The organism is Xylanimonas allomyrinae (assembly GCF_004135345.1).
Taxonomy (GTDB): Bacteria; Actinomycetota; Actinomycetes; order Actinomycetales; family Cellulomonadaceae; genus Xylanimonas; species Xylanimonas allomyrinae.
Window position 1 is genome coordinate 2187426 of the sequence record NZ_CP035495.1, and the last position, 24226, is coordinate 2211651.

Sequence of the window (24226 nt, forward strand, 5' to 3'; positions counted from 1 at the left end):
GGTCACGCGGACGATGCCCCCAGCGAGCATCATCGACTGCCGGTGACTGTACGGGGCACCGGTGACAGAGTCCGAGCCGCGGCGACCTGGAGGCGCCCATCCACCGGCGATCGAGCGCAAACTTCACCCGCTGCTCGGGATGCGCTATAGGGCTTGGGCCAGGTGGCTCCCGATCGCCTCCGCGAGCGGGACCGGGACGGCGTTGCCGATCTGCCGCGCAACCTGAGCACGGTCACCGACCCAGAGGTAGTCATCCGGGAAGCCCTGAAGCCTCGCCGCTTCCCAGTGCGTGATCGCGCGGTGCTGTGTCGGGTGGATGAACCGGCCCTTCTCTGGCTTGAAGAACTCGGTCCGGATCGTCACCGACGGCTTCTCCCACTCGAGCCGGCCCATCACATCCGATGCGCTGCGAGGGTTGTTGCGCCAGCAGTCCATGCTGAGCTCGTCGGGCAGGTCGTGCCGGTTCCCGGCATAGGGGATCGCGCGGAACCTGTCCTGGTAGAGCGGACTCCAGTCGCGCGTGATGTGGAGATCCGAACCCTTGAAGGCGCCGGGAAGCCATACGCCGCGGAACCGAGTCTTCCGCGGCGGGAGCGAGAGGCTCCCCGCGAACCCAGGAATGCCCGCGAGTGCGTCACGCACCGTCGCCGGCACGCGACCAGATGGTTCGGGGTGACCAGGGTGCGGGATGTCGCGGCGTACACCGATCACGATCACGCGCTTGCGGACCTGCGGTGCGCCGAACTCGGCAGCGTTGAGGATCTCTGCCCGGATCTCGTAGTCGCACAGCTCGCCGCTCGCGAACGTCTCCATGAACGCGGTGTACTCCCCGAGCGGAGGAACGCCGGAACGTTCTCCATGACGAACGCACGCGGCATGACCCGTCGGACGACCTCGACGTACGGCCGCCACAGCGTGTTCCGCAGGTCCAGGGGGTCACGCTTTCCGATCATCGAGAACCCTTGGCAGGGTGGACCCCCCAGCACTAGATCGGCGTGCGGGGTCGACTCGTCCGCGAGCCAATGCAATATGTCGCCGACGTAGACGACGTCCCCGAAGTTCTGCGCGTACGTCGCCGCTGCCGCGAGGTCCATCTCGACCGCGCGAGTCGTCGCGTAACGATTGCTGCTCTGGTGGAACCCCCGACTCAGCCCACCGGCACCTGCAAACAGATCGATGACCGGCACCTGGCGACCACCCGCCGACGTCGAACTGCCGATCTGCTCTGGCGGCGATACGTCGGAAGGCACCGACGCATCCTAAGCGCGGCCGAGAGAACAGCGCGGCAGCACAGGCCGAGCTATCCGAGCGCCTGGATCTCCGCCACGAGCTCGTCATAGTCGCGGATGCGACGTTGATCGACGAGACGTCGGAACTGATCCCGCCCCCGCACACGGGCGGGTGTCGAGTAGACGGCATCGACGGCCGTCGTGAGTGCAGGCAGGTCGAGGTGATAGACGCAGTCGACGTCGCCGGACCCGCCGCCGAGCAGGTTGAGCATGTACGGGCGGGGTTCCATGGTCACTACGGCGAAGTGCGGCATCCGCCCGCGGCGAAGCGCCGACATCTTCGCCCCCTGCGAGCGGCAGTCCTGGGCCCGATCGGTGCGCAACGACCACTTGAGGGATAGGCCGACCTCGAGCGTCGGCAGGCGATCCAGACGCCCTTGGCGTGCGACCGTGAGGTCCAGTCCGAGGAGCGACTCGTCTCCGATCTCGTCCAGGAGCTTGCGGAGGACCGCGTCCGCGGCGTCGACGGAGGTCTCGACGGCGGAGATCATCTCTTCGACACGGCGCGCATCGGCCTCCCGCGTCGGTTGCTTGCGCACGTAAGTGGTCAGTCGGCGCCAGGCAGCGTTGAACTCCTTCGACCGCCCAGGCTTCACGTCACGGATTGCGCCGACGTGACGGTACTGCTCGAACTCGAAGAGCTTCCGCTCGGGCCGGACCTCGATCCCACCTACGGCGATCGGAAACCGTTGACCGAGATCAGTGGTCACGGCGGCCGCGAGCACGCCGCCCGTTGGCTCATCCTTCTCGACACCAGCGGTGACACGGCTGACGCCGAGCACATCGAAGAGGGCCTCACCGATCTCCACGCTGAGGGCGTCCCCCGCGTCGGAGGTGTTGGGCTTTCCGTTCTTCGTCCTGTACTTGCAGAGGTCCTTGGCGAATGGCGCGGGCACGCCCGCGACGATAGGGGGTTTGGCCGTCGCACGGTTGGCGACACGGCGGCTCAGATGCCATCGGCGTTGCCGAGAGCCGCCTCGATGACGTCGGCGGCGGACGTGGCCGGCTCGTGCTCCCAAACGCGCACGACCCGCCAGCCCGCAGCCTCAAGGTCTGCATCGGTCTGCCTGTCGCGCGCGACGTTGCGGGCGAGCTTCTCCGCCCACCACGCGGCGTTCGTCTTCGGACGGGTCGCGTGCTGTGGGCAGGAGTGCCAGAAGCAGCCATCGACGAACACGGCCACCTTCGCGCGCGGGAACACGATGTCGGGCCGTCGTCGGCCCGGAAGGATGGCTCGTTGAACGAAGTACCTCCGTCCACGCCGGTGGAGCTCACGGCGAACCGCCAGCTCGGCGGCAGTGTCGCGGTTCCGAACGCGCGCCATGCGCGCGCTGGTCGCCGCATCGGTACGCATGGCGTCCATGGTCCCGCAACCTGCAAGCGGATCCGGTAGCGTCCGCGGCGTGACGGATCCTGCGGCCAGGCCGCCGCTGCCCGCTCCCGGGCACATCTGCACCCCTGATCCACGACCGGGCCGGGCCCGCGAGCCACATGTACTCGTTGCGCCCGACGACGATCTCGAGCTTCAGCAGGTCCATGCCTGGCTGACGCCGTCACCCGTCGAGCGTGCATTCACACACGCCGTCGACGACGCGGTCAAGTACGTACTCGACGGTTCTCGGACGGGTCGTTTCGATCTCATGAGCGCTGACGTCGACTCTGATGAGCGGGCATCCGTCGGCACGAAGCTGCAATACCGGATCCTCAACGAGCTCAAGCTCGTGAAGGAGCCGCCGTTGGATACCACGATCCTGGGCATCCCGGTCGAGCTGAAGGCGACCGTTCGGTCGAACTGGATGATCCCGACCGAGGGCCAGTGCGAGATCTGCCTCCTCGTCCAGGTCGACGCGGCACGATCCCGTCACCGCGCGTTCCTCATGCGCACCCACCGTGCGTGGCTGCGCGACGGAGCCAACAAGGACGGGAAGCGCGGGATTGCCAGCGCGGCGCTCGGCATGTATGCCTTGCCGGTTCTCGAGTGGACGCCGCTCCCACCCGAGCCCCTCAAGCTGTTGACCCGGCCGCAGCTCGACGTGGTCTTCGCCCCTCGCGTGGGCCAGACGGAGCGTCTTACTGCGTTGTTCGGGTACCTCCCCGATGTCGTGGTGCCGCGGTCGTCGATCGAGACCGTCTGTGCCGGTAACAGGGATCCAATGCGGCGCGCGCGTCAGGCCAAACCGCTCGTTGCCGAGCGGCACGGCCTGACGCTTCTCTGCGGGACTTGGCGCGAAGACCTTGAACTCGCGGCGTCGCGCGGCTTCGACATCTCGGGCGACGCGTGGGTGGCGCTTACGCCTGCGGCTCTCGACCGTCCAGGACCGGTCTGATCTGACGAGCGATCGCACGGGCCAAGCCGCTCGGCACGGCGTTGCCGATCTGCCGAGCGATCTGGATCTTGGTCCCAACCCACTTGAAGTCCTTCGGGAAGTCCTGAATCAACGATGCCTCGTAGTGCGTCAACACACGGTTGACCGAAAGCTCATCGTCGCCTCTGACCTTGCCTTCGTACCCGTGGTCCTGAACGGCGGCCTCGACCCACTGGGGGTGAAGGTACTGGCCCTTCTCCGGCTTGTAGAACTCCGTCCGGATCGTGACGGAGGGAGCGTCCCAGCGCCCGCGGCCCATGACGTCGGTCGTGCCCGTCGGCTTGTTCTTCCAGCAGTCGGGTAGCAGGTCGAACGGCAGGTTGAACCGCCCCCTCCGGGCGGCACGAACGCGTATCGCTCCAGGCTCTCCTTGCGCGGGTTCCGCTTGATGTGGAGCTCGAGTCCACGGTACGAACCTGGCATCGTCATGCCGTCGAACTCGAAGGCGTAGCTCGTTCCCGAGGGCAACTCGGTCGAGTCTGGCGCCTGCTCAGCCAAGTGCCCGATCACATCTCGGAGCGTCACCCACGGCTTGAGTCTGGTGCCCTCGCCACCGTTGCGGTCGTGAGTCGGTTCGGGCATCTCGATCTTGCCTACGCGCGAACCGATGACGATCGTTCGCTTGCGCCGCTGCGCAACTCCGTAGTCAGCCGCGTTCAGAACTGCATGTGTCAGTTCGTAGTCCTTGAGCGCACCGTGGTCCTGCTCGGCGAGGAGCATCTGGAACTCTGGGCTCTTGGAGAACCGATCCACATTCTCGATGACGAAGATCTCGGGCTTGGCAGCACCAACGAACCGCAGGTACTCGCGCCAGAGCTGGTTGCGCGGATCGTTGATGTCCTTGAGGCCGAGGTTGCTGAACCCTTGGCACGGTGGGCCGCCGATGATGACGCGCGCACGTGGGATGTCTTCGGTCGGCACCTCTGCGATGTCGCCTGCGATCACGTGCTTGTGGCCGAAGTTCGCGGCGTACGTCGCGGCCGCCGCCTTGTCCCACTCGACCGCAAGGATGGGCTCGAACCCCTCCTCGACGAACCCCTGAGTCATGCCGCCGCAGCCTGCAAAGAGGTCGATCATGGGGATGCCAGTCATGCGGGAGATCGTACGGCGGCCAACCGACACGCTCGTGATCCCCCGCGCAGGGGCGGCCTCATGCCGTTGGGCGCGGTTGCCTGCGGTTACCTGCGCCATCGATCTCATCCAGCCTCTCATCCCGGGTCACGACGACCGCATCGAAGCACGATGTGTGCGCCACATCGGTCGGCAGTCCTGGCCGCCTGTGGACAAGTGGCTCCTCGCCGATCTGCTGGGGAGGGGCCCGACGGCGAGACAAGCTGGGTGTATGGGTCGAGGCCCCGCTGATCGAAACCTTCACGACCGCGACCACTGGCAGACCGCAGCACTGAGCCACGCGTCACCTTCACCGACGATGCCTGACCCGCTCGCACCGGCAACGCGCCACCACGGCGCGCGTCATGGACACGCCGCCGAGATCTGCGTCGACTCACGACAAGATGGGCCGAGGATCTCGGCCCGCGATACCAGGCGCCATGGCCGGCGTAGGTCTCGCCCCATACCTTCGGGCGCGATCGAGTTCTCCAGCCGTCTCCACGATCCGGGTGAACTCGTCCCGCTGCGGCCCGCCGTCCACCAGCCTCGCCGACTCCCCCGCCGGTGCCAGCGCCTTCACCGCCGCGTACAGGTTCGGGTGGTTCCGCCCGTCGATAGGCTCGTACTTCCGCACGGCCCGCTTCATCCCGCCGAGGTCGACCCCCGACAGTGTGAACTCGTTCCACACGAAGTACCGGCGCTGCTCGATGCCCTGCCTGGTCCGCGCAGCGACGTACGCGTCGGTCATCATGAAGAGCCGGCGCAGCCACGCGAGCTGGTCGTCGCTTGCCCGCTCCCCTGTCCCCACGGCGTCCTCCATCGCTGTTTGGGCTGCCTGCGCGTCGTCGACGGCCGACCGCCCTCGCCCCAGCGGCCCGGCGACGCGACCCATCAGCATGGCGAGGAGCGTCTGGTAGTTCTCGGCGCGGCGCCCGAACCGGGTGGCCTGGTCGTCGGCGCCGACGTCGGATGCCGCGCGGGCGGCCAGCGCGGAGACCACTCTCTGGGCCCGCACGACGGCGGTCAGCGAGTCCGCGGAGGGGAACTCGGCGCCCAGCCGGACGAACAGGTTGTGCTGAGCGGCGATGGCTCCGTCGAACCCGAACGGGTACGGCACCGGCATGAGCGCTGTCGGGGCGCGGTAGCCGAGCCTGTCGACGGCGGCGGCGTCGGCGGCGGAGACCCCGGCCGCCCACGACGAGCAGAGCTGGGCGGCGGACAGCGCCGAGTCGACGAGATGGGGCGCCTTCGTGGAGTAGGCGTCCTGCCACTTGGACTTGGTGCTCAGGCGCTGCCACCCAGGCAGTGGGAAGTACCGAGCGTCGAGCGAGATCAGCGCCCAGGTGAGGTCCGCGGCGTCGCGCATCAACACGCGGGCGCCGTCAAGGCGAATCCTGTCGGCGACGTTCGGCAGTTCGCGCTCACGGCCGGCCATCGCGGCCACCGCTGCCAGGCGCCACGCCTCGGACAGGCGCGTGTCCTGTACTGAGGCGAGCTCGGCGGTGTTCACCCCTCGACCACCGGGCAGCGCGGCGGCGGTGGGCTGATCCTTCTGGAGCCAGTGCAGCAGGCGGCGTGGCGCCTCCCAGCCGTCGCTTGCGTAGATGGGGGTCGCGGTCTCGGCGAGCGCCAGCGCGTAGTCCCAGATCACCTTCCGGTAGCGCAGGATCTTCGCCGTCGCGGCCAGCCGTTCGGCAGGCGTGGTCGTCGCCGGGCGGTTGCCGTTGGCGCCGCCGAGGAAGAACGACGGGCGGCGCATGGCGAGCAGCTGCGTCATGGACGTGTGCAGGGCTGCGGTGACCTCGCCGTACATCAGGCCCGCCCCGGCAGGGCGGCGTGGCTGTCGCGCGACCACTCGCGGTCGAGAACGTCGCGGATCGACAGGATCACGCGGTTGTCGAGGTGGAACGCGCACAGCGCGGTGATGGCCGCGCGAGCGGTCGCGCAGTGCAGCGCCCGGTCGTTAGTGATGGGTGGCTCGGCAGCGGGTCTGCACAGCGGGTCGTGCAACGAGTCCAGGAGTTGCACGACGAACCAGTAGTCGGCGATCTCGACCGCAGGCGCGGTACGGGCCAGGGCGACGAGGTGCGTTCGCGCGACGCCGTAGAGCAGGTAGTGGTCCAGCGGGAGCGCGACCGTCCGGGCGATCGTCTCCACGCGGCAGTCCTCGCGGGAGGTGACGCGCTCCAGACTCCAGCCGTCGACGACGTCGGCCAGCACGGGGTACACGGCGTCCCAGGGAATGCCGAGGCCGATCAGCTGCCCGACGCACTGACGTGCCGCCAGGTACAGCTCACCCCGGCCGCCGACGCCGATCCTCCTGGGGTACTGCTCCCCAGTGGGGCGCCCGTCAGTGCCCAGAGCTTCGACAGCGCGCGGGCGTACCGGTAGCGGGCGTTGTCCGAGATGGCGGGGTCCACCTCGAGCGCGGCCAGGGCCTGGCCGGCGATGGCGAGTGTTCGACGGCGGTCAGGTTCCACGGGGTGCTCCGTCCTGATTGGCGCCGACGGCGATCGCCGGCCATGGGCTCAGGTGCGGCGGGAGCACCGAGGTCATGCGGACGCCTCGCTGCCACGGTGTGGGCGGGCCCGACGACGCATCGCGCGGACGGCCCAGACGAACGGTGTCCGGATGCCGACGGAGAGGAACTTGAGCGCGCCAAGGAGCGACCAGGCGAGCAGCGCCCACCACCACTGCGAGCCGCCGGCGTCGATCCGCCCCTGCGCCACCTGCCCGACCGTGACGTATGCAGGGATGAGCGCGGCGGCGATCGGCACACCCCACTTGAGGCCGCGGTCGGTGTAGATCCACCGCACGAGAAGGTTCGACGGCAGCCACGCCTGGCACATGCCGAGCACCCCGCCGACAGCGGCGAGACCGAGCCGAACGACCATGACGACCACCTCTGAAGGTTCCAGGCCGCCCGCGGCTCGGGCGGCACGGATCCAACCTCGTCGACCGCGCGTCCCCGGCGGCGCCGCGGCCGCTCGCTTTGTGGAGAACCCTCAGGATTCGCCAGCGGACCGGGCGGTAGGAGAGCGCCGCCCAGGAAGCTCCTCACCTCGTGAGACCAGCGCGCTCCCGTCCCGGTGCCGTCACAGTCGACGCCGAGAGGGCACGCGCGTCCCGCAGCGCGGCTCGGGCACGGTCGGCGTCACGCCGTTGGGCGGCGTCGACACCCTCGGGCCCCAGCGGGTCGCGCCCGGTGATGCCGTACCTGTCCCGGTAGGCAGCGATCGCCGCGAGCCGGTGCAGCCACCGTTCCCGGTCGATGACACCCTGCGGCAACTCGCCGACACGCTGCACCCACGGCGCCCGGCCCTGTACCGCACCTTGCGCGAGCGCCGTGGCGCGGGCGGTGATGAGGTCGCGGCGGGCGTCGAGCGCGGCGCGCACGTCGGGCGCAACGTCGGCTCTCAGGTCCGGCACGAGTCCAGCGATCAGGCAGGCGTCGCCGGCGTGTCTCCCCTTGCGTGCGGCCAGGGCGATGCGGGTGGCGAGGACCGCGCCGACGTCGTCGGCGTCGAGGAGGGTCTGCCCGGAGGCGGCACGTGTAAGGACCGCATCGACGGAGCTCCCGCACGCTTCGGCGTGCCGCAGCTCTCCGATCACCGCACCGAACGATCCGCCACGCACGACGGCGTCGGCCTCGGAGGGCGTGAGGCGTCCCTCCGCCACGAGCGCTGAGCGCGTCAGGTCGGCCCAGCGGGTGCGGACGGCGTCGACGGCGATCACCTCGTACTCGTCGGCGAGCTGCGCGATGCCGCCCCATCTCTCCTGCTCGGCGCGCATGGTCTCGTGCGCCGAGAGTTCGCGGCCTGTGTGCTGCAGGACGCCGTAGAGCACCGATGCGGCGGTCGCGTCGCCTGGGTGCGGCGGCGCGTGGGATTCGTCGGGCTTGTCGAGCGCGACGTAGGCAGTGTTCGAGTACCGGCCGCGCGTCATCGCGACGTAGAGGTTCTCCCGCGTGGTCGATCCGCTGACGACGACGTGGCAGGTGTCGACGGTGACTCCTTGCGCCCGGTGCGCGGTGACCGCGTAGCCGAGGTCGACGTGTTCGGTGACGTACCAGGCGGGCAAGGTGACGACGCCGCCGCGCCGCCCGGCCCGCCGGACCTCGAGCGAACCGTCCCGGCGGACGCGCAAGACCTGCCAGCGGTCCCCGTTGCGGACCCAGTCACCGTTGCCGGTGCGCAGTCGCCGGTCGTTGAGGCGGGTGATGACAAGATCGCCCGCCGAGACGCGCAGGTCGCCGAGCGTCGCCTCCCGCCAGGCGCGAGTCTCGCCGTCGAGGATCCGCTCGGCGCGGGCACGCTGGTTGAGCAGCCGGACCGAGTCCGCCGAGTCCGTGACGAGGATGCTGGCCTTGCCCGCGGCCTGGTCGGCGCGCCATGCCCCGTAGGCGGTGTCGACCATCTGCTCGGTCGTCCCGTCATGCAGGCGGCCGTGGTTCGCGTAGAGGTCGATGGCCTCGACACCGCCACGGCGAAGCGCCAAGGAGGCGACCCGCTCCCAACCGTGGACGAAGCGGTGCACGTCCGTCAGCTCTGCGACGTCGTCGCCGCGATCCTCAACGAGCAGGGAGAACGCGCCACCCGCGTCGACGGACTGCAGCTGCGCCCAGTCCCCGACGAGCAGGACCTTGGCGCCCGCCGCGCGGGCCGCGCCTGCGATCGCGTCGAGATCGCGTGTCGAGGCGAGTGTCGCCTCGTCCACGATCACCAGCTGCCCGCGGCGGAACGCCGCCCGGCCGTGGCCGTGCTCGTAGAGCCACTTCGCCGTAGTCTCGCACCCGATCCCGAGATCCGCCGCGAGCACTCCTGCGGCGACCGCAGACGGCGCAAGTCCGACGACGGCGTCGGCACCGTGCCGGATCGTCCACGCAAGCTGGAGCACGCGCATCGCCGTCGTCTTGCCCGCCCCGGCGGGGCCAACGAGCACGTCGATCGCTCGTCCCGACGTCGCCACCATCGTGACGGCCGCTGCCTGCTCGATGCTCAGGCGGCGGCCCTCGTGTTCGACCCCAGCAGCGCGGTCGAGGGCGGCCGCGTCGACCATAGGAGCGTCCACGGCGGCGGCGCCGTCGAGCAGGCGGGCCTCGGCCAGCAGGTGGTGCTCCGACGTGAAGCAGGCAGCGTGCCGCGGACGCAGCACGCTCGACCCGTCATCGCGCTGCAGCGCCGCCGGCGTGGGCGCAAGCTCGTCCGGCGTGAGGCGCACCGACAGCCGCGTCGCCTCCGCGACCACCCGCCCAACGGCTTTCTCACGCGCCTGCGCGGTGGCGAAGCGCCACCCCATCGTCTGCCTCGCCGCCTCCGCCCACAGGTTCCAGTGCCGCCACGTCGACCGCTTCTCCCCCACTACCTCGACAACCCGCCGCGCAACCGCCGCGACGTCATCGCCGGTCGGCCCGGCAGACCCGAACGAGCCGGACGCCCCGCGCATCAGCACCCCGCGCGCCCACTGACCGGCGTCGGTGCGCAGGACCGCGCCGGCGCGCCGGCGCCACGACGCCGACAGGTCGGACAGCGAGTGGACAACCTTCTCCGGCCGGGTCGCCAGCGTCGCGCGGGCGCGCATCGCCACGATCGCCGTGCGCGACGGGCGGCGCCCGTTCGCCGCCACATACCCGGCGACCATCTCGTCGGTGGCGACGTCGATAGCCCGCGATCGGCTCGAGAACTCAGCCATCAGATCGCCGGGAACGCCGACGACATCCCACGACGGGTTCCGGTCGGTGCCACGCGCCCGCTGCTCCCACCGGACCCCGAACGCGCCGGAGAGACGGTCGGCGAGGACGGCGTGGTAGTGCTCGGACAAGGCGACGACGGCGCCATGCAGCGCCCGGGAGTCCAGGGTCCGCCACAGGCCGTCGACCACCGTGCGGACCTTGTTCGAGACGACGACGTGCGTGTGCAGATGCGGGTCGTTTGCTCGCGAGTCGTAATGGTCGAACGCCGTCGCAGCCACACCACGGACGCCGACCTGAGCGATGCCGTGCGCTCCGACCCGCGCGGCCGCCACCTCACGTTCCAAGAAGTCGAGCACCTCGGCGACGGCAGCATGATGAGCGGCAACGATCTGCTCCTGCAGACCCGCGTCGGCGACCGCCCACAGCGCCGAGACCGACTTCGGGACGGCGAACGTCAGGTCGAACCCGGCGACGGCGATCTGCGGACCGCGCTTCATCTCGGCCGCGGTGATCGTTGCGACCTTCTCTTCGTACTCAGCTGCAGGCAGCGATCGATCGACCTTCGCGACCTGGGCCGCGACCCTCTCCGCGACCGTCGAGTAGCGCTGGTACGGACGTCCGAGCACCTCGCCGGTCAGGGGGTCAAGGCCCTTCCCGAGCAGCATCTGCAGCTGCTCGGGCGTCATGGTCATGCCTGCCCGGAGCTCACCGTTCCCGAACTCGACGACACCACTCCCCATCCAGGTGCCGGGTGGTGTGCCCTTGTCGGTGTAGTACCGCGTGAGAGCCGAGAGCCGGTCAGCCGTGCCGTCGCCGACGACGACGGTGCGCAATAGGTACGCGTACCCATCCCCGGCCGACATCACCCGCATCGAGACCGTCACGCTCACACCTCCGAACCGCGAGGTGCGAAGGGCCACCCTTGGCCGGCGTGTCCCTGATGACTCTGACAGCGGCGGCGTAGCCATCGAGGACCGCAACATCCGCCACGCAGTCACTGGGTTGCGACCTATTGGGCGTGGCGCCGCCGCCGCGCGCCATCAGTCGGGACATTGCCAGCCGATACACATCGACCTGAGGACATCCCACCGTTGACTGGGGTGGCGTGGCACGCGGCAGTCGGAGGGCGGCTCACGCGATGTCCAAGCGTCAGCGCTGACGACGTACCTGCCGAACACAGCGCCGACTTCCACGCACGCGGAAGAGCACACGATGAACCGAAACCGCCTGTACCGCCTGAGCGCCGCCGTCAGTCTCGGGGCCCTGACCGGCACGATCCTGGTTGGGTGCGCTGGCGAGGCCTCGCCCGAGAGCGGTCCGTCCACCACCGCGCTGGCGGGCTCCGCGGCCCCAGAGGCGACCGAGCAGGTGGACGACTCCACCGCCGAGTCTGCGCTGGTCTGCGACGCCGGAGCCGTTGTCGCCCGGGAAGACATCGAAGCCGTACGGGAGACGCTCCCGGAAGGCTGTGACATCTGGCTTGGCCCAGACCCTGAGCCGGAGCCCGCAAGCCTGCGCCAGCGACGCTTCTTCGAGTGGTCTCTCGCCGGGAACGACCTCGCCGAATTTCCCGAGATGGAACTGATCTACCCGGACGGCATCGTCTTCGACACGACCCAAGACCCGCCGACGGCAGTGGGCGATGTCGTAGCTCCGTACCGGGTCGACGCCGCCCGAGCCGCCGGCGCGTCGGTCTACGTCTCCCCGCACGGCGACGGCACCGGACTCGTCGTCGACCCTGACGGACCACTGCCGACAGAGGTTCGCTCAGACATGGACACGGTTCCGAACGAGATCATTGGCCTCGACGGCGCCGAGGACTTCACGTGGGGTGCAACCCCCGTGCTCGAGGCCCTACGCGACAGCAATCTCCTCGCCTTCGTGGTCGTGTACACGAACCTCCAGCCCACCCTTGGCCCAGGCACGTGGAGCGTGATTCTCTTCGGTCGTCCTCAGCCTCCACCCGGCGAGATTGTCGAGGGCGCGTCGGGCAACACTCGACAGCGGGCCATGGACAGAGCGGCGCAGCTGCACGCTGACCTCTGGGGGCGGGTGGAAGTCTTCGGCTGACGCTGCCGTGTTTCCCGGGCGAGGCTCGACGACTCCGATACCGCCCCTGTGTCGTGTGCTGGACTGCGCGGCAGCGTCGTCGAGCGGGCGTGACGGCGCGAGCGGCGTCGGCGCAGTGATGCTCAACGGCGAGGTCGTGGACGTGTCAACCGGATGAGTCGACGAGATGCCGGATCCTCGCGTCGTCCACAGATTCCAGACGCCGACGATCGGAAGCGACACGACGGCGCACCTTGGCTTCATGAGATCCGCAACCCCGCGTCCTCCGCGGGAGCCGCGCCTGAGTGCCAGAGGCGTGACCACCCTCGACCCGTCGGCTCCCGTCCCACCGACCCTTGCCTCGCCGCCGACCGTCACGCATCCCAGCCACCGTCAGCCCGACGCTGCCCCGCTGCACGCAACAACGGCGCCGCACGGCGCACCCGTCATCCCACGGCGCTCCTCCCACGGGCTGCCCGGATCCGACCCCGCACCTCTCCCCCAGGACGTACGACCGCGTGCCGCACGTCCGAGCCGGAACGAACGTTTGCGCATCGTCAAGGGCGCGCGTCCAATGGTTGCCAGGAGCGACCCGTGCCGCATTTCGCGGTGCGAGGCCGTTCGTGTTTCGAGAGGGCAGGGACGGCCCACTCGAGAGGGGTATCGGGGTATGCACATGAGACGGGTCGGCGTTGCCCTGGCTGCGGCGGTCATCGCGATGACCGCCGTCGCAGGCTGCACCGGCTCGCCTGGGTCCAGCCCGGTACCCACACCTCCGGCGGACACTTCCACGACGTCGGAGCCTGCGACCGGAGCGCCCTCACCGACCAGCGCTCCCTCCCCGGAGTCGGAGTCCGAGCAGGCGGCCGCGAGCGCGGAGGACGCCGTCCGCGACTTCTACGCCGTCGTCGACGAGCTCCGTTCCGATCCGGCGAGCGACGTCGCCGCGCTCGACGACGTCGCGACCTCGATCGCGCTCTCGTCCCGGCAGCGTCAGCTCGAGCGCGAGCGAGGCGACGGCTGGCACCAGACCGGCGAGACCAAGATCGTCACGCTCGACGTCAAGGGCGTGGACCTCACCAACACGGACGCGGACGGCGCTGTCGCCCCCGTCGTCCAGTTCGATGTGTGCATCGACGTCTCCGGCGTCGATGTCCTCGACGCGAACGGCAGCTCCGTCGCTGCCGCTGGCCGCCCCACCACCGGGTGGGAGCGACAGACCGTCGTCAACCACGACTGGGCGGACGACCCCGTCGGCGGGTGGCGGGTATCGACGAGCGAGACCCTCGGACAGCAACCATGCGAAGCCGACTCCTGACTCATGGCGTCGTCGTAGCCCTCGCCATCCTTGGCCTCGTCGCACTCCCGGGGAGTGCTGCCGGGGGCGCTCCACAGTGCCAGCAGGTCGACCTCGTCACGGGTATGTGCATCATCGCCGTCGAGGCGCCGAGCGGATCCGATGCCGAGCCGGCCGTCGACGACGGGCCGGCCGACACAGGTGACGGCTCGTCGTGCTGGCTCGATCCGACGAAGCAGTACGCCTCGGGCGTCGAGGCGCAGGCGGTCCCGTGTGAGCAGGACGGGATGTGGTGGTCGAACGGTTACGGCTGCTACTTCCGAGCGCTGGAACCCCAGCCCGATCCGTCCGACCCTGCGTGGGGCGGCCGCGACCCGGCCGACGGCGGGGCGATCTATGAGTGCTGGCAGCCGTTCACGGACTACTCGGTGTACCTGTGGCTCGCGAACCCGCCGGAGCGCTCAGGGCAGGGGCCGTCGCCGCGGGCCGTGGCGGAGATCGCGGTCGAGCAGATGAACCTCACGGCGATCACGATCGGCATCGTCCCCGAGCCGGGTGCGGGGTCCATGGGCATCGTCGGAATGCCGGTGTGGATGTGGGCCGCGAACCCAGGGCCGACGACGGTCGGCCCGATCACCGAAAGCGCGTCCGCCGGCGGCGTCACCGTCACCGCGACGGCGCGGATCCACACGATCACGTGGTCCATGGGAGACGGCACGACCGTCGTCTGCCGTGGGGCAGGAACTCCGTACGACGCGAGCCGGGGCGACGCCCCGTCCCCGGACTGCGGTCACGTCTACACCCGCACGAGCGCAGGCCAAGCTGGCGGTGTCTACACCGTGACCGCTACCTCGGACTGGGTCATCACGTGGGAGGGCGCCGGGCAGACCGGGACCATCCGCATGGGCGACCTCGAGCGGTCCACCCAGATCGCCGTCGGCGAGGCGCAGGTGCTCGTGACGCAGTAGTCACGACGAGCTTTGCAGGGGAAGGCAGGAGTCATGACCAGCACCACCCAGGGCAGCAGCACGCAGACGACGACGGCGGTCGAGGCCGCTCCGACACCGCCACCGAAGCCGCGTCGTCGGGCGTGGCAGGTCGCCGTCGCGGTCGTGCTCGGCGCCGCCGGAGCGATCGGCGGGACCCTGGCGTGGACGTCGACATCGGCGATGACGCCGGTCCTCGTCGCCAAGGAGTCGCTGCATCGCGGTGACGTGATCACCGCGGAGTCCTTCACGACGGCGCGCACCTACGACGACGCGGCACTCGACCCGGTCATCCCGGCCGAGCTCGCCGACCTTCTCGGCGAACGGCTGTCGCTCGACGTCGCGGCGGGCAGCATCGTCACGCACGACGCCGTGCGCGGCTTCGAGCCGACCCGGGCGGGCAAGCTCCTCGTCGGCGTCCGGCTCGACACCGCCCACGCTCCCGGGTCGCCCCTCCTCGTCGGCGACGACGTGCTCGCCGTCGTGACTCCCCCGTCCGGCGGGACGCCCGACGAGGCCATCCCGACCTCGGCACACGCGGAGGTCGCGTCGGTCGCCGTCGACCCGGAGACCAGCGACACGATCGTCGACCTCCTCGTCGCCGAGGGCGACGGACCGATGGTCGCCGCCAACGCCGCCGCGGGGAACGTCGCGGTCCTCCTCGAACCCCGGGGCGGGGCCGACTGATGGCCGTCATCACCCTGTGCTCGGCGTCGGGATCGCCCGGCGTGACGACGACGGCCGTCGGCCTCGCGCTCTGCTGGCCACGGCCGGTGCTCCTCGTCGAGGCCGACCCGCGCGGCACCTCGACGATCCTCTCCGGGTTCTTCCAGGGCGCGCGCGAGTACGACGGCGGACTCGTCGAGCTCGCCCTGTCCCCGCTCGAGACCTCCGACGCCCTCCGCGAGGTCGTCCGACCCCTCGCCGGCCAGGCGACGTTCGTCGCCGGCACTCGCTCGTACGCACAGGCACTGGGGCTCAAGGAGCTGTGGGGGCGGCTGTCCGAGGCCCTCGACAACCTCGAGGAGACCGGCCAGGACGTCATCGTCGACGCCGGGCCGCTCGGCTTCCCGGGCTCCCCGGAGGCGCTGCTCTCGCTCGCCGACCTCACGCTGCTCGTGACGCGATCCCACCTCCCAGCCCTGTTCGCGGCACGGTCCTGGACGGAGGCGCTGCACCGTGACGGACACGCCTGGCAGCACCCGGGACTGCTTCTCGTCGGCGCGGGGCAGCCGTACACGGCGCGCGAGGCGGGCAGGCTGCTCGGCCTGCCCGTCGTCGCCTCGATCGCCGATGACGCCGAGGCCGCCGCTGTGTACCACCGGGGTGCTCGCGCCCCGCGGAAGTTCTCCCAAGGCCCCTACATCCGCTCGCTGCGGGCCGCCGTCGACGCGATCGGCACCACCGTGAGCACCCGGCGCAAGGAACTCCTCCGAGAGGTGACACCGTGACCGACCTCCGCGAGACCCCGACTACGAGCGGCATCGACGAGGTGCCCCGCGTCGACCCGGCGGATCTCCCGTTCCTCGCTCAGCCGACCGCACCCTCGCCGGCGCCGCCGTCGGCAGAGACGTCGACCATGGGCGCCGCGGCCGCCGACGTCGACTGGCGGCTCGTCGCCACCCTGCGGGCGCGTGCCTCCGACCTGCTCTCCCAGGCGACCGCCGGTGAGCGCCTCGACAAGGAGAACGAGGAGCAGCTCGGTCGGTCCATCGTCCTCGACCTCATCGAGGCGGCGATGGCCGAGGACGCGAACACCGGGCGTCCCGTCTGGTCACCGGCCCGGCAGCGCGCCACCGCGAACGCCGTGTTCGACTCCCTGTTCCGGCTCGGGAGGCTCCAACCCCTGGTCGACGACGACCGCGTGGAGAACATCATCATCACCGGTTACGACCACGTCGTGCTCGACCTCGTCGACGGCTCCCGCACCGACGGTCCGCCCGTCGCCGACTCCGACGAGGAGCTGCTCACGTTCCTCCAGTTCCTCGCGTCGCGGTCCGAGGTCAACGCGCGCCCCTTCTCCGAGGCAGCCCCGTCGCTGCACCTGCGGCTCGACGGCGGCGCGCGCCTCGCGGCGCTCGCGTGGGTCACGCCACGCCCGTCCGTCGTCATCCGCCGTCACCGCCTGATCCAGGTCACGCTCGACGACCTCGTCGCCCGGGGCCTGATGTCCGACGTCGCACGCTCGTTCCTCGCCGCAGCCGTCCGCGCCCGCAAGGCGATCGTCGTCGCCGGCGACCAGGGCGCGGGCAAGACCACGCTCATGCGGGCCCTGTGCGCCGAGATCCCGTACGACGAGATCCTCGTGACGATCGAGACGGAGTACGAGCTCCAGCTACACTTGCTCCCCGAACAGCACCGGATGGTGCACCCCATCGAGGCCCGCCCCGGCTCCGGCGAGCGGGGCCCTGACGGGCGCGCGGCGGGCGAGTACTCGCTGTTCGACGGGCTCTACGACTCGTTCCGCCTCGACGCCTCGCGGCAGATCATCGGCGAGGTCCGCGGCAAGGAGATCTGGCCGATGATCCAGGCGATGGAGTCGAGCAGCGGCTCGATGTGCACGACCCACGCCACGAGTGCGGCCGGGGCGCTCGAGAAGCTCGCATCCTGCGCGCAGAAGGAGGCACCCGGGATCGAGGACCGGGTCATCGGCCGCAAGCTCGCCTCGACCATCGACCTCGTCGTCTACATCGACCTGCGCGACGTCGTCGACGCCGACGGCACGCGACGCCGGCAGCGGCGCATCACCGAGATCGACGCCGTCTCCCGCGGCGAGCGGGACACCGGGTACGCGCTGACGCACGTCTTCCGGAACGTCGAGCGCGGCGGCGTCGCCTGCCCGCACACCCTGCCGGACGACCTGCGCGAGCTCGAGGACTTCGGGTTCGACCTCGCCGGCTACCTCGCGAGCCGGCGGAGGGCGTCATGAGGGGCGTCGGGCTGATGGTCTCGGGCACGCTCGTCGGCCTGTCGATCGCGTGGCTCATCTTCGCGCTGCGACCAGAGCCCGACGGCGGCGACCGGGCCGCGCGAAGGCCTGGCCGGCTGAGCAAGGTCACTCGCCAGACGTGGATCCTGTTCGGCGTCGGCGTCCTCGCCGGCATCGTCACCTGGTTGCTCACCGGGTGGATGATCGCCGTGGTCGCCGTACCGGTCGGCGTCATCGGGCTGCCGATGCTCCTGACGAACACCGCGGCGAGCGCGCAGATCGCGCGGCTGGAGGCCATGGAGGAGTGGACGCGGTCCCTCGCCGGCGTGCTGACGGTCGGTGTCGGGCTGGAGCAGGCGCTCGGCGCGACCCTGCGGTCCGTCCCGCCGACGATCGCGCCCGAGGTCCGGCGTCTCGTCGCTCGGCTGCGCGCACGGTGGAACACCGAGGACGCGCTGCGCGCGTTCGCCGACGAGCTCGACGACGCGACCGGAGATCTCATCGCGGCCAACCTCATCCTCGGCGCACGACGGCGAGGCGCGGGCCTGGCGGCGGTGCTCCAGGCCCTGGCCGAGTCCGTCGCCGCGGACGTGCGGGCGCGACGGCAGATCGAGGCCGACCGCGCCAAGCCCAGGTCGACGGCGCGGTGGGTGACCCTCATCTCGGCCGGCGTCCTCATCGCCTTCACGCTCTCCGGGAAGTACGTCGAGCCGTACTCGACGGCGGTCGGACAGGTCGTCCTCGTCGTGCTGCTCAGCGCCTACGTCGGCACCTTGATCTGGATGAAGCGGATGGCCGGCGGCAAGCCCGCGCCGCGGTTCCTGACGGGGGGCTCGCGATGAGCGCCGGTCTGCTCGTCTTCATGGTGAGCGGCGCACTCATCGGGCTCGCGCTCTTCGTGCTCCTCATGGCGGTGCTTCCCGCTCAGCACGTCGACCTCGCCGACGCCGTCGCGCGCATCGGTCACCGGCAGCCGACGTCTCACCGGGACACAACGGCGGAGGACCGCAGTGCGAAGGACCGGCTCGGCAACTGGGCGATGAAGACCCTCCCCGCCGCCGCGTGGGTGCGCACACCGCGTCGCGAGCTCGCCCTGCTGCAGATGCCGCTCGAACGGTTCTACGGCGAGAAGGTCACCCTCGCGGCCATCGGTGTCGTCGCCCCTCCCGTCCTCGTGACGTTCTTCCGGTCCATCGGGCTCGGCATCCCATACCAGGTCACGCCCCTGCTCTCCCTGGGTCTGGGAGCCTTCCTGTTCTTCTACCCGAACCTCGACGCCGTCGACCAGGCGAAGAAGGCGCGCGCGGAGTTCCGCCGCGCCCTGGGCGCCTACGTCGACCTCGTCGCACTCGAACGGCTCAACGGCGCGGGGACGCTCCAGGCGATGGAGTCGGCCGCCGACATCGGCGGATCGTGGGTGTTCCGGCGATTGTCGGAGGACCTCGGCCGGTCGCGCTGGTCGGGTGTCCCACCGTGGGACTCGCTCGAGTCCCTGGCGGACGACCTCGGCTTACCGGAGCTCGACGACTTCGCCGACATCATGCGGCTCTCAGGCGAGCAGTCCACCGCCGTCTACGGCCACCTGCGCGCCCGTGCCGAGTCCATGCGCTCCGCGCTTCTCGCGGACGAGCTCGCGCAGGCCAACGCCGTGGGCGAGCGCCTCCAGATCCCCGGCGCCCTGCTCGGCGTCATCTTCATGGCCCTGGTCATCGCCCCCTCCCTGCTGAGCATGGCGCTGCGCACCTGACCGTTCCGATGCGCCGCCGAACGACGCACCGCACCTCTCACGAGCACTCCCGGAAGGAACCGAGAACATGTCCCACTTCTTCGCCATGATCGCCGTGGCCAAGGCCTGGCTGATCAAGCCCGACGACGACCCCGAGCGCGGCTCCCACACGACCGACGTCGTGCTGTGGACGCTCGGCGTGATCGTCATCGCCGGCATCGTCATCGCTGCAGTGACCGCGTATGTCACGGCGCAGGCCGGCAGGATCCAGTAGGCCCCGGCACGCCCGGGCGACCATCCGACGCCGTGAGCGGCGCCGGTGGGACGAGCGTGGCTCGACGTCGGTCGAGATGGCGATCCTCCTGCCGGCGCTGCTCATCACCTTCTGGCTCGGCGCCCAGGCCGCGCTCTACTACCACGCCCGCAACGTCGCGCTCGCCGCAGCGACCGAGGGAGCGCGGGCTGCCGCCGTCGAAGGTGGGCGCACCTCGGACGGCGTCGCGGCCGCCGCCTCGTTCGTCGCCGACGCGGGAGGCGATCGCGTCGTCGAAGGCCTCGACGTCGGTGGCGATCGCACGGCGGATCGCGTGGTCATCACCGTGCGCGGGTCGAGCGTGACCCTCGTGCCGGGCTGGTCTCCCACGTTCGAGGTTCAGGCCGTCGCACGGACCGAGCGGCTGACGGCGGCGGCACCGTGACGCGGCTTCTCCGCCTTCTGCGCGGCCACGACGAGCGAGGCTCGTCGTCGGTGGAGGCCGCCATCATCATCCCGGCATTCGTGCTGTTCCTCGGCCTCGTCATCTTCGCCGGACGGACCGCCCTCGCACACCAGGCCGTCCAGGCCGCCGCCTACGACGCCGCCCGAGCCGCGTCGCTCGAACGGGCACCAAGCGTGGCCCAGTCCGCGGCAGCGGACGCAGCTGCGCAGACCCTCGCGAACCGCGAGCTTCGGTGCTCGAGCACCGGCGTCGACGTCGAGACGTCCGCGTTGGGCGCGCCGCTCGGCGAGTACGGAACGGTGACCGTCGAGGTGACCTGCGTCGTCGACATCGGCGATCTCGCGGTGCCCGGGGTTCCTGGGAGCACCACCGTCACTGCCTCCATGTCGTCGCCCGTCGATGCCCACCGGGAGCGACCATGACGATCCCGTCCCAGCTCCGCGACGACGAGCGCGGGTCCGTCAGTGCCTGGGCGGTCCTCGCCGCCGTCGGGATGGTCCTGCTCGTCGGCCTCGTCGTCGACCTCGGAGGTCAGCTCACCGTCCAGCAGCATGCGCGCGCCGTCGCCGCGCAGGCGGCTCGAGCGGGGAGCGAACGGCTCGACGCACCCCAGGCGATCCTGGGGCGCAGCGCGTCGGTCGACGTCGGCGCCGCGAAGGCAGCGGCGCGCGGCTACCTGGAGGCCGCCGGCGTCAGCGGGACGGTGACTGTCCGCGACGGCACCACCGTGACGGTCGCAGTCAGCGACACCTACGACACCGTCTTCCTGGCCGTCATCGGCATCGGCCGGCTCGACGTCACCGGGACCGCCAGTGCCCGCGTGATCCGAACGTTCGGAGGAGTGGAACGATGACCTTCCGCCGCCGTGCCGCCGGCGTCGCCGCGACCCTCGGGATCCTCGCCCTCGTCGTCGGGGTTCCGACCCTGCTCGTGTGGGCGTACCGACGTCTGTGGACGTTCACCTGGTCCGAGCTGTGGGTGCGGGCGCAGATGCCCGACGACGGCACGCTCGTCATCGCGCTCGTCCAGGTCGTCGCATGGGTGGCGTGGGCCTACCTGGCCTGGGGACTGGTGCTGGAGGCCGTCTACCGGGTGCGCGGGATGTCGGCACCGCGGGTCCGCGGGCTCGGACTGTCGCAGGGCGCGGCGCGGCGCCTCATCGACGCCGCCGCGATGCTCTTCGTCGTCGTCCCGGCCACGCCGATCGTCGCGGCGCCCGCTCACGCGGTGGCATCCGCGAGCACCGGGCGGCCTGCACCCATCGTCGCCACGGCCGCTCTCGCAGCGCCCATCGTCGAGCGGACCTCGACTCCAGTGGTTGCGCCGGTCGAAACCACACCCCCGCCGCCCGCGACGTTCGACTACACCGTCAAGCGCAACGAGTCGCTGTGGAAGATCGCCGAGCGCAACCTGGGCCACGGCGCCGAGTGGACCCAGATCCGTGACCTGAACCGCGACGTCATCGGTGACAACCCGTCCTTCATCGAACCCGGGATGGTGCTGCGGATCCCCCAGACGGCCGATCAGCCGCCAGGCGCCGGCGGAACCTACGTCGTCGAACCCGGCGACACGCTCTCGGCCATCGCCGAGGAGCAACTCGGCGACGCGAACCGGTACCCGGAGATCTACGCGGCCTCGACGCAAACGACGCAGCCCGACGGCGAACACCTCAACGACCCGGACCTCATACGGCCCGGCTGGACACTCACGATCCCCGGCCCGGCGCTGGCTGAGGCCGTCGACGAGACCGATCCTCACGCCGGACTCCCGCAGCAGGCAGCCTCCTCGGCGCCGGAGCCGACTCCGACACCGTCGGGCACGGCATCGACGCCGTCGGGCACGGCATCGCCCGGCGAGACCCGCGTGCCTGCCGAGACTCGGAGGCCCGATCGTGGGAACGCCGCGGATGCCCCAGCCGACCCGACGGCCGATCCCACCGCACCACCGTCGCCGGACGACCAGCCCGACAGCGCCGAGATGCCTGCATGGCTCGTGCCCGGTCTCGCTGGCGCGGGCGGGATCCTTGCCGGAGCTCTGCTGCTGACCGTCGGCGCACGCCGCCGCACCGCCGCCCGGAGACGCGAGACCGGCATGATGCTCCCGCCGCTCCCGCCCGAGCTGCAGGCCACGGCGCGGACGGCGGCCGCCGTCGGGCAGGCACCGTCGGAAGCCGTGTCGCACCTGACCGGCATGCTCGCCGCGGTCGCCGCCGCGTCCCCCGACCGGGAGCTCCCGCCCAGCGTGGTGACGGCGATCATCGATAGAAGCGACGTCGTGCTGACGCTCGTGGACGATGCCGTCCTCCCGGCGCCGTGGGATGGCGACGGCACGTCCTGGCGGGCGCCGCTCACCGCGACCGATCCCGTGGAGTGCGATGCCCCATACCCGCTGCTGGTCCCGGTCGGCTCCGATGGCCGGGGCCGCATCCACCTCGTCAACCTCGAGCGCCTCGGGACGTTGAGCCTCGTCGGCGACCATGACCATGTCGCAGCGTTCGCCCGGTTCCTGGCAGCGTCCGTGGCGCTCAACCCGTGGTCCGCACGAGTCCACGTCTACGCACTCGGCGTTCTCGAGGAGATGGCGGACATCGATCACCTCCGCCTGCGGTACTTCCCCTCGGGCGACACCATGGGCATCGACGAGGCGAACCAGGCCGTCGCTGATGCGAGCAGCACGTCCGCGGACAACTACCTTCTGGTCCTGACCGCCGCACCGGGCGACACCGAGCGCAACCTCGCGGCATCGATCGCCGGGCACCCCGGTCGCTCACCGGTCGTGCTCGTCTCCCTCGGCGCCGAGATCCCCGGCTCTGCACGCGCTGAGATCACCGATGTCGGCCGGCTGCGCATCGCCAGCCTCGGGATCGACGTCGAGGCGCCGGGCCTCACCCGGGACGAGGCCGAAGCATGCGCCGCGGTCGTCGCGGCGACCGATGCTGCGACGAGCGTGCCCATCCCCGTGGACGACGCCGCGACCAAGGGCTGGCAGGTGCACGCGAACCTGGCCGGTGCGCTGCGGCCCGAACTCGTTGCCGACCGTCCCGTCGACATCGCTGCGCCCGCCGGCGAGTCATCCCTACTCCCCGCCGCAGCGGCCGAGTACGCGGCCACGGCACCCGTCACGACTGACGACGTCGCGGTGCTCGCACCGCTCGTGCGCGAGGGAGTCCGGGCCACCGTCGAGGAAGACCTCGACGACCTCGACCGCGACATCGCGCTGTTCGGGAAGAAGCCGCCGCGCCGCCCCTGGATCCGCCTCCTCGGGCCCGTCGAAGCGGCCGGGTGCGGTGACCGGACCGCCGCCCCGTACCGCGACAGCACACGACTCGAGACCTTCGCCTACCTCACACTCCACCCACGAGGAGCCACCGCCGCCGAGCTGAAAGAAGCCGGCATCGCGGGCAACAGCATCGCCCAACGGACAACCGAGCTCAGGACATGGCTCGGCCGGGACCCGGAGACGGGACGGCAGTTCCTCCCGAACGCCCACGCCTCGCCCGACCACGGCAAGGCCGGGCTCGTCTACCAGCTCGAAGGCTGCCTCTGCGACATCAACCTCTTCCGAGCCCTCCGGGTCCGCGGCGAGGCACGCGGCGGGGAGGGAGGGATCGCGGACCTCGTCGCTGCACTCGGACTCGTCAAGGGCATCCCGTTCGCACAAGCGCCCGGCCACTTCACCTGGGTGTTCGAAGGCGAACGGCTGGACCACATCATGACCATCGCCATTCTCGAAGTCGCATCCATCGTCATCGCACACGCCCTGGCCACCGGCGACCTCGCGACCGCGCGGTTCGCCGCCGAAGCCGCACACCGGGCCGCACCCGACGACGACCAGGCCAAGCTCGACCTCATCGCCGTCGCCGCCCGCGAGGGCCACGGCGATACCGCAGCGCTCCAGATGCTCGACGCCATCGGAGCGACATCAGAGGACTACCGAAGCCCCATCGACCCGTCCAACCGGACGAAGGCAATCATCGCCCGGCTTAGGACGTCAGCTGACGCACGCTAATAGGCGGCCCAGTGATCGTTCGTCGTCTCCTCGAGGCAGGTTCCGGAAGCCGCCG

At 70.7% G+C, this 24226-nt stretch carries 25 protein-coding genes; 14 read left to right on the plus strand and 11 right to left on the minus strand.

The features are described 5' to 3' along the window. Positions 1–144: 144 nt before the first annotated feature. From ET495_RS19165 to ET495_RS09950, 4 genes are read right to left on the minus strand one after another with little or no spacing between them, the layout of a single operon-like run. The gene (locus ET495_RS19165; protein WP_281276118.1) at positions 145–813 is read right to left on the minus strand and encodes a DNA cytosine methyltransferase; all 669 of its coding nucleotides are present in this window, start codon (positions 811–813) and stop codon (positions 145–147) included. Beyond that, a complete protein-coding gene (locus ET495_RS19170) occupies positions 714–1250 on the minus strand; it encodes a DNA cytosine methyltransferase (protein WP_342770093.1) in 537 nt (178 codons plus the stop codon). Before ET495_RS19170 ends, ET495_RS19165 begins: the two co-directional genes overlap by 100 nt. A 50-nt stretch (positions 1251–1300) precedes the next feature. After that, positions 1301–2185 (minus strand): NgoMIV family type II restriction endonuclease, encoded by an 885-nt coding sequence (locus tag ET495_RS18140; RefSeq protein WP_211340823.1) that lies wholly within the window; start codon positions 2183–2185, stop codon positions 1301–1303. Between the two features lie 50 nt (positions 2186–2235). Then, positions 2236–2643: a very short patch repair endonuclease gene (locus tag ET495_RS09950; RefSeq protein WP_211340824.1), complete on the minus strand. Its 408-nt coding sequence runs from the start codon at positions 2641–2643 to the stop codon at positions 2236–2238. Between the two features lie 49 nt (positions 2644–2692). On the opposite strand from ET495_RS09950, the gene ET495_RS09955 reads away from it, so the two are divergent. Beyond that, entirely contained in the window at positions 2693–3616 is a 924-nt protein-coding gene (locus tag ET495_RS09955) for a NaeI family type II restriction endonuclease (RefSeq protein WP_162616429.1), read from the plus strand. On the opposite strand, the gene ET495_RS19695 is transcribed toward ET495_RS09955, so the two are convergent. The 7 genes from ET495_RS19695 to mobF form a co-directional block, all read right to left on the minus strand. After that, positions 3579–3752: a DNA cytosine methyltransferase gene (locus ET495_RS19695; RefSeq protein WP_211340825.1), complete on the minus strand. Its 174-nt coding sequence runs from the start codon at positions 3750–3752 to the stop codon at positions 3579–3581. The genes ET495_RS09955 and ET495_RS19695 overlap by 38 nt on opposite strands. Beyond that, on the minus strand, positions 3746–4747 hold the full coding sequence (locus ET495_RS09960; protein WP_211340826.1) for a DNA cytosine methyltransferase: 1002 nt from the start codon (positions 4745–4747) through the stop codon (positions 3746–3748). Before ET495_RS09960 ends, ET495_RS19695 begins: the two co-directional genes overlap by 7 nt. Positions 4748–5159: 412 nt before the next feature. Next, positions 5160–6578, minus strand: coding sequence for a hypothetical protein (locus ET495_RS09965; RefSeq protein WP_129204650.1), 1419 nt, complete (start codon positions 6576–6578; stop codon positions 5160–5162). After that, positions 6578–6994 carry a hypothetical protein gene (locus tag ET495_RS09970; protein WP_129204652.1) on the minus strand — a complete coding sequence of 139 codons (417 nt, stop codon included), beginning with the start codon at positions 6992–6994 and terminating at the stop codon, positions 6578–6580. The genes ET495_RS09965 and ET495_RS09970 overlap by 1 nt, the downstream gene beginning before the upstream one ends. Positions 6995–7020: 26 nt before the next feature. Continuing rightward, positions 7021–7245 carry a hypothetical protein gene (locus ET495_RS09975; RefSeq protein ID WP_129204654.1) on the minus strand — a complete coding sequence of 75 codons (225 nt, stop codon included), beginning with the start codon at positions 7243–7245 and terminating at the stop codon, positions 7021–7023. Between the two features lie 72 nt (positions 7246–7317). After that, a complete protein-coding gene (locus ET495_RS09980) occupies positions 7318–7659 on the minus strand; it encodes a hypothetical protein (RefSeq protein WP_129204656.1) in 342 nt (113 codons plus the stop codon). A gap of 163 nt (positions 7660–7822) precedes the next feature. After that, on the minus strand, positions 7823–11341 hold the full coding sequence (mobF, locus tag ET495_RS09985; protein WP_245993012.1) for a MobF family relaxase: 3519 nt from the start codon (positions 11339–11341) through the stop codon (positions 7823–7825). 328 nt (positions 11342–11669) lie between these two features. Between mobF and ET495_RS09990 the strand changes: the two genes are divergently transcribed. The 13 genes from ET495_RS09990 (at position 11670) to ET495_RS10050 (ending at position 24171) form a co-directional block, all read left to right on the plus strand. Continuing rightward, the gene (locus ET495_RS09990) at positions 11670–12527 is read left to right on the plus strand and encodes a hypothetical protein (RefSeq protein ID WP_129204658.1); all 858 of its coding nucleotides are present in this window, start codon (positions 11670–11672) and stop codon (positions 12525–12527) included. A 655-nt stretch (positions 12528–13182) separates the two neighbouring features. After that, positions 13183–13824: a hypothetical protein gene (locus tag ET495_RS09995; RefSeq protein WP_129204660.1), complete on the plus strand. Its 642-nt coding sequence runs from the start codon at positions 13183–13185 to the stop codon at positions 13822–13824. A 104-nt stretch (positions 13825–13928) separates the two neighbouring features. Next, positions 13929–14771, plus strand: a complete 843-nt coding sequence (locus ET495_RS10000) for a hypothetical protein (protein ID WP_129204662.1) — start codon at positions 13929–13931, stop codon at positions 14769–14771. A 33-nt stretch (positions 14772–14804) separates the two neighbouring features. Further along, complete coding sequence (locus ET495_RS10005; protein ID WP_129204664.1) at positions 14805–15476, plus strand: SAF domain-containing protein; 672 nt, start codon at positions 14805–14807, stop codon at positions 15474–15476. Continuing rightward, positions 15476–16240: a CpaE/TadZ family protein gene (locus tag ET495_RS10010; RefSeq protein ID WP_129204666.1), complete on the plus strand. Its 765-nt coding sequence runs from the start codon at positions 15476–15478 to the stop codon at positions 16238–16240. The genes ET495_RS10005 and ET495_RS10010 overlap by 1 nt, the downstream gene beginning before the upstream one ends. Beyond that, entirely contained in the window at positions 16237–17718 is a 1482-nt protein-coding gene (locus ET495_RS10015) for a TadA family conjugal transfer-associated ATPase (protein WP_245993013.1), read from the plus strand. The genes ET495_RS10010 and ET495_RS10015 overlap by 4 nt, the downstream gene beginning before the upstream one ends. Beyond that, on the plus strand, positions 17715–18560 hold the full coding sequence (locus tag ET495_RS10020; RefSeq protein ID WP_129204668.1) for a type II secretion system F family protein: 846 nt from the start codon (positions 17715–17717) through the stop codon (positions 18558–18560). The genes ET495_RS10015 and ET495_RS10020 overlap by 4 nt, the downstream gene beginning before the upstream one ends. Next, the gene (locus ET495_RS10025) at positions 18557–19465 is read left to right on the plus strand and encodes a type II secretion system F family protein (protein ID WP_129204670.1); all 909 of its coding nucleotides are present in this window, start codon (positions 18557–18559) and stop codon (positions 19463–19465) included. Before ET495_RS10020 ends, ET495_RS10025 begins: the two co-directional genes overlap by 4 nt. 67 nt (positions 19466–19532) lie before the next feature. After that, complete coding sequence (locus ET495_RS10030) at positions 19533–19718, plus strand: hypothetical protein (RefSeq protein ID WP_129204672.1); 186 nt, start codon at positions 19533–19535, stop codon at positions 19716–19718. A 76-nt stretch (positions 19719–19794) separates the two neighbouring features. Beyond that, positions 19795–20142 (plus strand): TadE/TadG family type IV pilus assembly protein, encoded by a 348-nt coding sequence (locus tag ET495_RS10035; protein WP_245993014.1) that lies wholly within the window; start codon positions 19795–19797, stop codon positions 20140–20142. Further along, on the plus strand, positions 20139–20585 hold the full coding sequence (locus tag ET495_RS10040; protein ID WP_211340827.1) for a TadE/TadG family type IV pilus assembly protein: 447 nt from the start codon (positions 20139–20141) through the stop codon (positions 20583–20585). The genes ET495_RS10035 and ET495_RS10040 overlap by 4 nt, the downstream gene beginning before the upstream one ends. Continuing rightward, positions 20582–21016: a pilus assembly protein gene (locus ET495_RS10045; RefSeq protein ID WP_129204675.1), complete on the plus strand. Its 435-nt coding sequence runs from the start codon at positions 20582–20584 to the stop codon at positions 21014–21016. Before ET495_RS10040 ends, ET495_RS10045 begins: the two co-directional genes overlap by 4 nt. Next, the gene (locus ET495_RS10050; RefSeq protein ID WP_129204677.1) at positions 21013–24171 is read left to right on the plus strand and encodes a LysM peptidoglycan-binding domain-containing protein; all 3159 of its coding nucleotides are present in this window, start codon (positions 21013–21015) and stop codon (positions 24169–24171) included. The genes ET495_RS10045 and ET495_RS10050 overlap by 4 nt, the downstream gene beginning before the upstream one ends. The last annotated feature ends 55 nt before the right edge of the window (positions 24172–24226 follow it).

Bases quoted from the DNA above. Each gene is read 5' to 3' on its own strand.
- ET495_RS19165 (WP_281276118.1), bottom strand. From the start codon at position 813: ATGGAGACGTTCGCGAGCGGCGAGCTGTGCGACTACGAGATCCGGGCA.
- ET495_RS09950 (WP_211340824.1), bottom strand. From the start codon at position 2,643: ATGCGTACCGATGCGGCGACCAGCGCGCGCATGGCGCGCGTTCGGAAC.
- ET495_RS09960 (WP_211340826.1), bottom strand. From the start codon at position 4,747: ATGACTGGCATCCCCATGATCGACCTCTTTGCAGGCTGCGGCGGCATG.
- ET495_RS09965 (WP_129204650.1), bottom strand. From the start codon at position 6,578: ATGTACGGCGAGGTCACCGCAGCCCTGCACACGTCCATGACGCAGCTG.
- ET495_RS09980 (WP_129204656.1), bottom strand. From the start codon at position 7,659: ATGGTCGTTCGGCTCGGTCTCGCCGCTGTCGGCGGGGTGCTCGGCATG.
- ET495_RS09990 (WP_129204658.1), top strand. From the start codon at position 11,670: ATGAACCGAAACCGCCTGTACCGCCTGAGCGCCGCCGTCAGTCTCGGG.
- ET495_RS09995 (WP_129204660.1), top strand. From the start codon at position 13,183: ATGAGACGGGTCGGCGTTGCCCTGGCTGCGGCGGTCATCGCGATGACC.
- ET495_RS10000 (WP_129204662.1), top strand. From the start codon at position 13,929: ATGTGCATCATCGCCGTCGAGGCGCCGAGCGGATCCGATGCCGAGCCG.
- ET495_RS10005 (WP_129204664.1), top strand. From the start codon at position 14,805: ATGACCAGCACCACCCAGGGCAGCAGCACGCAGACGACGACGGCGGTC.
- ET495_RS10010 (WP_129204666.1), top strand. From the start codon at position 15,476: ATGGCCGTCATCACCCTGTGCTCGGCGTCGGGATCGCCCGGCGTGACG.
- ET495_RS10020 (WP_129204668.1), top strand. From the start codon at position 17,715: ATGAGGGGCGTCGGGCTGATGGTCTCGGGCACGCTCGTCGGCCTGTCG.
- ET495_RS10025 (WP_129204670.1), top strand. From the start codon at position 18,557: ATGAGCGCCGGTCTGCTCGTCTTCATGGTGAGCGGCGCACTCATCGGG.
- ET495_RS10030 (WP_129204672.1), top strand. From the start codon at position 19,533: ATGTCCCACTTCTTCGCCATGATCGCCGTGGCCAAGGCCTGGCTGATC.
- ET495_RS10035 (WP_245993014.1), top strand. From the start codon at position 19,795: ATGGCGATCCTCCTGCCGGCGCTGCTCATCACCTTCTGGCTCGGCGCC.
- ET495_RS10045 (WP_129204675.1), top strand. From the start codon at position 20,582: ATGACGATCCCGTCCCAGCTCCGCGACGACGAGCGCGGGTCCGTCAGT.
- ET495_RS10050 (WP_129204677.1), top strand. From the start codon at position 21,013: ATGACCTTCCGCCGCCGTGCCGCCGGCGTCGCCGCGACCCTCGGGATC.